Raw genomic sequence first — 6,953 nt, 5'->3', positions numbered from 1 at the left:
GGGGCGGGGGCTTGCGGGGCTATGACTCCGCGCTCTCCGCACTGGACCTACTCGATCCCTCGACCCCGATCGGAGCGGCGGCGGCAGCAGCAGTGGAAGCACTGGCGGTAGAACGACGACAACCATTCCCTCGCCCCACCCGGCGGCGCATCATCTCGGTCGCCAACCAGAAGGGCGGTGTAGGGAAGACGACGACGACGGTCAACCTGGCGGCGGCGCTGGCATCTCATGGCTCCCGGGTCCTGGTAATCGATCTTGACCCGCAGGGCAATGCCTCGACGGCGCTCGGCGTCAGCCATCATTCCGGGGTCCCCTCGATCTACGAGGTCCTGGTGGGGGATCGGCCCCTCGACGAGGTCATCGTGAAGTCCGCCGAGGCGCCGGGGCTGTTCTGCGCGCCCGCAACGATCGATCTTGCCGGCGCGGAGATCGAGCTGGTGTCGCTGGTGGCGCGGGAGAACCGGCTGCGGCGGGCCATCGCGAGCATGCAACGGGACGTCGACTATGTTTTCATCGACTGCCCGCCCTCTCTCGGGCTGCTGACCGTCAACGCCCTCGTGGCCGCCCGTGAGCTGCTCATCCCGATCCAGTGCGAGTACTACGCGCTGGAGGGCCTCGGCATGTTGCTGCGCAACGTGGAACTGGTGCAGGCGCACCTGAACCAGGAGCTGCGCCTGTCGACCATCCTGCTCACCATGTACGACTCCCGGACCAGACTGGCCGACCAGGTCGTCCACGAGGTCAAGGAACACTTCGGGGACCGGGTGCTGTCCACCACCATCCCCCGGAACGTGCGTCTGGCGGAGGCGCCGAGCTATGGGCAGTCCGCGCTGACGTACGATCCGACGTCGCGCGGCTCGCTGTCCTATCTGGCCGCGGCGCGCGAACTCGCGGAACGGGGTCGGGACTCGAATGGAGCGGCATGATGAGTGCTCGGCGCAGTGGTCTGGGGCGAGGGCTGGGGGCACTCATCCCGGTTGCTCCTCCTCCCCTCGACGGTCAGGTGGGCACCGCCTCGGCTGACTACGGTGACTACGCCGACTACGGCAGTGGCTACGGCGGCCGGGGGACGGGTCGCGGCTCCGGCGACGGCACCGGGCCGCTGCCCGTACACGGGGCGACCTTCCGCGAGATCCCCGTCGAGTCGGTCAGCCCGAACCCGCGCCAGCCCAGGACTCACTTCGATGAGGACGCCCTCGAAGAGCTGGCGGCGAGCCTCCGCGAGGTCGGGCTGCTCCAGCCGATCGTGGTACGCGAGGTGGCCCCCGAGCGCTACGAGCTCGTCATGGGTGAACGCCGGTGGCGTGCATCGAAGATCGCCAAGCTTCCACGGATTCCCGCCATCGTGCGGGAGACCGCGGACGACGCCATGCTGCGCGACGCGCTGCTGGAGAACCTCCACCGCCAGCAGCTCAACCCGCTGGAGGAGGCCGCGGCGTACGAACAGCTGCTCCGCGACTTCGGTGCGACGCACGAGGAACTGGCCAGTCGGCTCGGGCGGTCCCGGTCGCATGTCACCAACATGATCCGGCTGCTCGGGCTCTCGCCCACGGTACAAAGACGGGTGGCGGCCGGCGTGCTGTCGGCGGGCCATGCCCGCGCGCTGCTCTCGTTGCAGGATCCGGACGCCCAGGACCGGCTCGCCACCCGCATCGTCGCGGAAGGTCTCTCGGTGCGGGCCGTCGAGGAGATCGTGGCACTGGACGACGAGACCCCGCGTAAGCGGGCGTCGCGGGCGCCAGGGGCCGCCTCACCGGCCCTGGCGAGGCTCGCCGACCGCCTCTCGGATCGCTTTGAGACCCGCGTGAAGGTGGACATGGGCCGCAGCAAGGGGAAGATCACGGTCGAGTTCGCCTCGATCGAGGACCTGGAGCGGATCGTCGCCGTGATGTCGCCGTCGGCCTCGGTCGACGGCTTGTTGGACTAGGCGTCCGGCTCGGGTTCGCTCGGGGTTCTCTGGGGTTCTCGAGCCGGGCGCCGGGCGCGGATCGCGCGGTCCCGGGCTGTGCCGGGCTCCCCCCGGTGGCTGCGCGCCTGTCCGCCGAGTGCCGGGCCATCGCTGTGCTCAGGCGAGATTGCCGTGCTCAGGCGAGATTGCCGGCCTGGCCGACCTTGCGCAGCACGCCTTCCGGCGTCATCGATCCCAGCAGACGTTCCAGGGCAACCTCGACGTCCTCTCGCCAGCTCACCGCGTTCTTCACCTCGAGCCGCAGCCGCGGCCATCGATGGTGAGGCCGGACCGTCTTGAAACCGACCGCGAGGAGATAGTCGGCGGGCAGGATGCAGCGGGTGCCGGAGTTCTGGAGGTCACCGAACGCTTCCACCGCCTTGAAGCCGCGGCGGATGACGTCCTTGGCGACGGACTGGACGAGGATCCGCCCCAGCCCCTGCCCGGTGAACTCATCGACGATCGACGCTGTCATGAGCAGCACCGCGTCCGGTGAGACCGGGCTGGTGGGAAAGGCCGCCGATCGAGGCACGTAGGCCGGCGGAGCGAACATCACGAATCCGGCGGGGACGTTGTCGACATAGGCGATCTTTCCGCAACTTCCCCATTCCAGGAGGGCCAGGGAAACCCACGCCTCCTTCTCGAGGTCGGTGCCGCCGGCCTCCTCCGCGCGGCTCCGGGCCACCGGATCGAGCTCCCAGAAGACGCAGCGGCGGCAGGGCAGAGGGAGATCGTCAATATTGTCCAGGGTGATGTTCGCGATGCGACGGCTCATCGAAAAAGGCGCTCCATGGGTCGGCCACCGGGCCTCCGGTCGCCGAGGTCAACGTCGACGGACGCGGAGGCTGTTACGGAACCAGCCTAGGCTGCCGAGCATGAATTTTCCCCATCGACGCACCGGCCTCGTTTCACGTGAAACGTCAGCCTTGTCGATGGAATGCCTTGGTGACCGGTCAGGTGCGGCTAGCAAGGCGGGGGACGTGAAGCTGGCCCGTCGGCGCGTCCTGCTCGGGTGGGAGAAAGAGCCGTTGGGCCGCGGCGAGCACCGCCTCGGCGACGGTTGCCCGGAATGCGGTGGAACCAAGGGCCTTGGTGTCATGTTCGTTTGTCAGATATCCGAGGTCGAGCCGTACGGCCGGCATCCGGGTCCGCCGAAGCAGACTCCAGACCTTCGGATGGGTGCGGCAGTCCAGCATGTCGGTCCGGGAGACGATTTCACGGTGGACGAGCTGGGCGAAGCGCTCACCCACGGCGGACGACCCGCGCGCGTTGCCGTAGTAGTAGGCCGATACCCCCTGGGCGTGCGGGGATGGACTGCTGTCGGCGTGCAGCGAGATCAGGAGATCTGCTTCGAGCTCGTTCGCCCGCGCGGCCCGCTCCTCCTCGCTGGGGGACTCGTCCAGTCCGTGGATGAGGTGCGCCTGCAGGCCTGAGTCGAGTAGCCGCGTGGACATCCGGACGGCGAGGTCGGCCATGAGATCCCGTTCGCACAGATTGCCGCAGACGATGCCCGGATCGTCGCCACCGTGGCCGGGATCGATGGCGACGACGACTCCGAGCAGCGAGGAGCCGTGGGCCAACAGCCGGACAGACTCCCGCAGCACGTCGGGCCGGCCACCAGTGACCGTGCGCTGCAGGCGTTTGAGTTCGCGCAGGGTGTGTGGCCCGCATTGGCCGTCCGGATCGAGACCCCGGTTGCGCTGGAAGTCGCGGACCGCGGACTCGGTGCGTGGCCCGAAGATCCCATCCGTGCGGCCGACGTCGAAACCCATGTTGAACAGGCGCTCCTGGAGCGCCGCCACGTCATCGCCGACAAAAGGGTGCGCGGGACTGTGGTAGAGCAGACGGTCGCCGAGCTTATGGCGTGCCTCCTCCAAGGCACGCGCCGTGTCCGGACCGAGTATCCCGTCGGCGGACAGCCCCCGGCTCTGCTGAAAGGCGCGCAGCGCGTTGTCGAGATCTCGGTCGAACCGATCGGCTGGCTCGGCCGGAACGCCGCCGGGAGTACCGTCGACAGCCGGGACCCGCGTGTCCTGGGACGGGTCCGCGGCGGAGGCAGCACCTCTATCCGGGGCACTCTTACCCAGGGCACTCTTACCTGGGTCACCCTTACCCGGGCCGGCCGGATCCCGGCTCTGCCGGGGCGTCACGGGAAGAAAACCAAGATAGGTCAGGGCCGCCCGAACCTCGGCGACGGCGGAACCTTGGTCTCCCAGACGCAGCAGCTTCACCGATGCATACCTTTCAGCTCGCCTGCCCCAACGTGCCCCTGGCGAAACCCGGTGCCCCTGGCGAAACCCGATGGTCGGGGCCACCGCGTCGACGAATGATGCGCCGACGGCCGATTGCTGAATCTCAAGCCTAGGGCATGCCCGTGCGGTCTCGACCGACCGCGAACCGGATCCTCCAGTATTGACCGTGCGTGACCAGGCCGCCGTGATACTCCCACGATGCTCGTGACGGCGGGAGAAAGTTCCCGGGCCGCACGTGGTATCCGGTTGTCGTGGGCGAACCGGCGTGGACCAGTCCGGGAACGACGTCGGCCCGCCGGGATCACACCCGGCGGGCCGACGGTGGAACGACCGCGTGACGAGATCAAATGTAGGCCGAGAGGTCACGCAGCAGGGCGGCCTTCGGCTTCGCGCCGACAATGCTCTTGTCGATCGCGCCCTTGACGAACACAGCCATGGTCGGGATCGACAAGATCTGGTAGTTCCGGGCGGTCTCCGGGTTCTCGTCGATGTTCAGCTTGACGACCCGGAGCTTCTCGCCATGCTCCTTGGCGATCTCCTCCAGAACGGGTGCGACCATCTTGCAAGGGCCGCACCACTCGGCCCAGAAGTCCACCAGGACCGGCTTGTCGCTCTCCAGTACCTCGGTCACGAAGGTGCTGTCGGTCACGGGGGTGGTGGAACCTGCCATGTTGTTCTCCCTGATGGATGATCTCTTAGTGGACGGGAAGGCGATCAACGGGCCGGTGGTGGCCCGCGGACGGCGCCCGAACGGCCTTCGGGCAGCCGGGTCGGGCAGGCCTGATCCAGCGCCGCTCGGTCGGCCGCTCGGACAGACGACCGGGTCAGGCAGGTTGCGGCGTCGGGGTCACGACCCGGGGAGCCACGGTGATCACCTCGCCCGGACCCTCCCCGGCGGCGATGAAGCGCTCCGCGTCGAGAGCGGCGGCGCAGCCCGTGCCAGCCGCGGTGATGGCCTGGCGGTAGGTGTGGTCGACCACGTCGCCACAGGCGAAGACCCCGTCCAGGTTCGTCTTCGTGGTCGGGTGCGCGACCGAGATGTAGCCGGCGTCGTCGAGGTCGAGCTGACCACGGACGAGTTCGGTACGCGGAAGGTGACCGATCGCGACGAACAGCCCGGTGACCGGAAGATCCTTCTCCTCACCGGTGACGGTGTCGCGCAGCCGGACGCCGGTGAGCTTGTCCGTGCCCAGGAGCTCGGTGACCTCTGCGTTCCACCGGAACTGGATCTTCTCGTTGGCGAAGGCCCGCACCTGCATGATCGCGCTGGCCCGGAGTTTGTCCCGCCGGTGGATCACCGTCACCGAGCGGGCGAAGCGGGTCAGGAAGGTCGCCTCCTCCATCGCCGAGTCGCCCCCGCCAACCACCGCGATGTCCTGATCCCGGAAGAAGAAACCGTCGCAGGTCGCACAGGCGGAGACCCCGTGGCCGAGCAACCGCTCCTCGTGTTCGACGCCGAGCATGCGGTAGGCCGAACCGGTGGCGACGATGACCGTGCGGGCGAGGTAGGTCCTGTCCTCGATCTTGACGACCTTCGGGTTCGCCGCGAGGTCGAGCTCGGTGACGTCGTCGGCCACCAGTTCGGCTCCGAACCGCTCCGCCTGCCGCCGCAGGTTCTCCATCAGCTCCGGACCCTGGATGCCGTCCGGAAACCCAGGAAAGTTCTCCACCTCGGTGGTGTTCATGAGCGCTCCGCCGGCCGATACCGCGCCCTCGAACACGAGTGGCCGTAGGTTGGCCCGGGCGGTATAGACAGCGGCCGTGTACCCTGCGGGGCCCGAACCGACAATGACGACATCGCGTATGTCGTCCTCGCCGTCGGGCTGGCTGCCGCGGCCGGTGACATCCTGGCCGTCCTCCTGGGCTGTCACACCCGCTCCTTTCACGCTACGGGATCCCTGTGAGCCGGGTGGGCCCTCGCCGGTACCTGTCGCCCCGGCTTCATCCGAGTTCCTCGTTCATCGGTCCGTCCATGGAGACGGTGCCCGACAGCGACAACCGTCTCCGCGGGCATCTGATTCCATCCGTGCCCGCCACCGGTGCGTGCCACGGCCGGGCTCCCGGCCCTCTCGATGCGTCAACCCCCACCTCAGTGCCGCAGGGTGGACACGCTGTACCACGGCGCGGTGGAGACGGTGGTGATGCCGCAGCGGGCGTCGACGACCAGCACCCTGGCCACCGCCGGTTGCATGGGCACGGAGAGCACGATCAACAGCGCCGGATGGTCGTTGTAGACGACGCGGTCGACGGCGAGGATCGTGCCACCCGTCTGCGCCGCCAGGCTCTGGTAGCACGGGCGCAGGCCAGGGGTGTCCAGCACCGAGCGCAACCGGTCGACGTCCACCGTCGCAGGGGTCGTCGCGCCGCCGGCCGCCGCGGGCGCGGGCGGCGGCACGAGCGGCAGCGCCGCGGACCCCAGGATCCGGCCGGCCAGCAGTTCCCGGCCGTGCCGCACGACGTCCGAGGGAGCGACGCTCGCCTGCGAGACCGCCATCATGATGAGGGGAGCGGAGCTGGCGGAGCCGCGTTCGGCCACCACCGAACCGCCGCCCGGGCCGGAGCTGTCCACGGGGTTGGACGCCGCTACCCTGTGATCGACGTTGGCGCTCCGCAGACCGTGGTACACGAAGATCGCCGCCCCGAAGGTGATGAAGGCGATGCAGACCGCCATGATGGACACCCAGTCCCGTCGGGGGCGCGCACCCGGCGCACCCGGACGGCTCCGCGGATCCCGGCGCCGGGCCGGTTGACGG

At 68.9% G+C, this 6,953-nt stretch carries 6 protein-coding genes and 1 pseudogene; 2 read left to right on the top strand and 5 right to left on the bottom strand.

Annotation, left to right across the window (positions count from 1 at the left end; all coding sequences use genetic code 11):
• Nucleotides 1-926: ParA family protein (locus AC08OP_RS17705; protein WP_476615208.1), on the top strand; the 926-nt coding region annotated here is incomplete at its 5' end.
• Nucleotides 926-1,927 carry a ParB/RepB/Spo0J family partition protein gene (locus AC08OP_RS17700; protein ID WP_476615207.1) on the top strand — a complete coding sequence of 334 codons (1,002 nt, stop codon included), beginning with the start codon at nucleotides 926-928 and terminating at the stop codon, nucleotides 1,925-1,927. The genes AC08OP_RS17705 and AC08OP_RS17700, both read left to right, overlap by 1 nt.
• 157 nt (nucleotides 1,928-2,084) lie before the next feature.
• Here the strand turns inward: AC08OP_RS17700 and AC08OP_RS17695 are convergent, their stop codons facing one another.
• The 5 genes and pseudogenes from AC08OP_RS17695 to AC08OP_RS17675 form a co-directional block, all read right to left on the bottom strand.
• The gene (locus AC08OP_RS17695) at nucleotides 2,085-2,723 is read right to left on the bottom strand and encodes a GNAT family N-acetyltransferase (protein WP_476615206.1); all 639 of its coding nucleotides are present in this window, start codon (nucleotides 2,721-2,723) and stop codon (nucleotides 2,085-2,087) included.
• Between the two features lie 178 nt (nucleotides 2,724-2,901).
• Entirely contained in the window at nucleotides 2,902-4,179 is a 1,278-nt protein-coding gene (locus AC08OP_RS17690; RefSeq protein ID WP_476615205.1) for an N-acetylmuramoyl-L-alanine amidase, read from the bottom strand.
• Between the two features lie 364 nt (nucleotides 4,180-4,543).
• The gene (gene trxA, locus AC08OP_RS17685; protein ID WP_476615204.1) at nucleotides 4,544-4,870 is read right to left on the bottom strand and encodes a thioredoxin; all 327 of its coding nucleotides are present in this window, start codon (nucleotides 4,868-4,870) and stop codon (nucleotides 4,544-4,546) included.
• 154 nt (nucleotides 4,871-5,024) lie between these two features.
• Nucleotides 5,025-6,071, bottom strand: a complete 1,047-nt coding sequence (gene trxB / locus AC08OP_RS17680; RefSeq protein WP_476615203.1) for a thioredoxin-disulfide reductase — start codon at nucleotides 6,069-6,071, stop codon at nucleotides 5,025-5,027.
• A gap of 218 nt (nucleotides 6,072-6,289) precedes the next feature.
• Nucleotides 6,290-6,953: pseudogene (locus AC08OP_RS17675) on the bottom strand (hypothetical protein); the annotation flags it as partial.

Source organism: Frankia sp. CeRuru1, from assembly GCF_977966315.1.
Note: the sequence above shows the minus strand (reverse complement) of the source record. Positions and strands in the feature narration are given on the sequence as shown.

Excerpts from the sequence above, each read along its gene's own strand:
- AC08OP_RS17695 (WP_476615206.1), bottom strand. The coding sequence starts at position 2,723 with ATGAGCCGTCGCATCGCGAACATCACCCTGGACAATATTGACGATCTC.
- trxA (WP_476615204.1), bottom strand. The coding sequence starts at position 4,870 with ATGGCAGGTTCCACCACCCCCGTGACCGACAGCACCTTCGTGACCGAG.
- AC08OP_RS17700 (WP_476615207.1), top strand. The coding sequence starts at position 926 with ATGAGTGCTCGGCGCAGTGGTCTGGGGCGAGGGCTGGGGGCACTCATC.